This window comes from Algisphaera agarilytica (assembly GCF_014207595.1).
GTDB lineage: Bacteria > Planctomycetota > Phycisphaerae > Phycisphaerales > Phycisphaeraceae > Algisphaera > Algisphaera agarilytica.
The window spans coordinates 1-2,015 of the sequence record NZ_JACHGY010000003.1; the positions used below are offsets into that span (position 1 = coordinate 1).

1 protein-coding gene is annotated in these 2,015 nt (G+C 61.0%); it reads left to right on the top strand.

From position 1 onward, the window contains the following. Window positions 1–2,015: CBM96 family carbohydrate-binding protein (locus HNQ40_RS17985; protein WP_184679339.1), on the top strand; the 2,015-nt coding region annotated here is incomplete at both ends.

The window sequence follows — 2,015 nt, forward strand, 5'->3', positions numbered from 1 at the left end:
AACAACCGAGGCGTGACGGTGCACGGCACGCACAACCTGCAGATCCAGGACGTGGTGCTGCACGACATCCATGGGCACGGATTCTTTATGGAAGACGGCGTCGAGACCGGCAACACATTCTTGTCCAATGTCGCCTTCGGCATCCACAAGGTCGGACGCAGCGACGCGGTCGGGGACAGCATGCCCGACGTCAACGACCCGTTCATCGTCGATACCCACGACTTCGTCGGCCAGAATCCGCTGCGGTTCCTGAGCTCGTCGGCGTATTGGGTCACCAACCCGGACAACACCTGGATCGGAAACATCTCCGCGGGTGTTGACGGTACCGGCTTCTGGTTCATCCTCCCCGAGTTTGCGATCGGTGCCTCGGCCAGCGACCCGCAGTACAACAACGTGAATGCGAATGAAACCCCGCTGGGGCTGTTCACGAACAACACGGCTCACTCGTCTCAGGTCGGTTTCAATCAAGACCGCGGCATGGACCTCGAATCACCGGTGGGCGCATCGCTACTCAATAACTCCTTCGGCCGAGCCTACCAGCCGCAAGATTCTAACGGCCAGCAGGTCGAGCCGGTGTACAGCAACTTCACCGCGCATAAAACCGATATCGGTGTCTACCACCGTGCACGCTATGGTCGATTTGACCAAGCCGCCTTTGCCGACAACTTCACCAGCACGTTCATCACCTTCTCGCAGCGCATCACCAACTCGCTCTACGTCGGCCACAGCGTGGGTAACGCCGACCTCAGCGAAGTCGTCACCGGCCAGTCGCTCTACGACGGGCCCAACTTCATGGACGGCACCCACTTCGCCGGGTTCAACCGCGGCAGCAGCGCCCACGTCTTCCGGAACCACGGCGGCGCTCTGCGCAACACCCACGTGTATGTCAGCAACACCTCGTACGAGAACGACGGTACGGCGGATCAACTCAGTATTTCCGAACGCTATGGTGCTACTTACAACGCCAGCCGAGACGCGTTCGACTTCCAGGCCCCGACCGCGATCTACGACGTCGACGGCACCCTCACCGGTCACGGCGGCGGAAGCGCGGGCTCCGTGCTACTCCCGGACAACAACTTCATCACCGACAGCGCCGATGTTCGGCCCGCCGGCTGGGACGCCCGCATCTCGGATGACTTGTACGCCAACTTCCGTCTTGAGTTCGATGGTAATAACCAGGGCCAGCTTCGCCTGGTCGCGCCGGACGGTGATTCGGATACCGAAAGCTCGGACGAATCGCACCGTACGATCATCAAGGCCAACGACGAGATCTACACCATCAGCTTCCCGAGCGGTTCGTCCAGCTACGAAGATGGGTTTGAGATCCTCTACCGCATCCAACTCGGCAACACGAGCCCGTCCTCGATTTCGGAAAGCAGCATCATCCGCTTCGAGGGCATTGCGAATGCGGTGCAAGTCCTTGAGTTCAGCAACCGGTATAACGGCAGCGACCCGACTTACACCACTCAGGTCGCCAGCCTGGCTGAGCTGCAAAGCGCTGCCGGCCCCGCTTATTGGGTTGACGGCAACGACCTGGTGGTCAAGTTTGTCACCGTGACGTCCGAGGCCTACCGCTACAAGTTCACGCCCGGCACGAACACCCCGATCGACCCGCCGCCCGGTAACCAGGTTGATGTGTCCGCCTCGGACGACGCGTACATCCAGAACACCTCGACGCAGGACAACACACTGCTTCGGATCGAGAGCGCTTCGAACCGCACGCGGACGTCGTACCTGAAATTCGACGTGCCCGACACGCCCGACAAGAACATCACCGGCGCGACGCTTCAGCTGACGGTGAACGGCGACGCAGGCAACAACATGCGGGTCCGCGTGTATCAGGGCGGCTCCAACAACTGGACCGAAGACAACCTCACGACGGCCAACGCCCCGAGCAAGGCCACCCTCTTGGACGACATCACCGGCAACTTCGTCATCGGCCAGGAATACCACTTCGACGTCTCAGCGGCGGTGGTTGCGGGCCAGGAGGTCACGTTCGTGATCGACAGCGACGG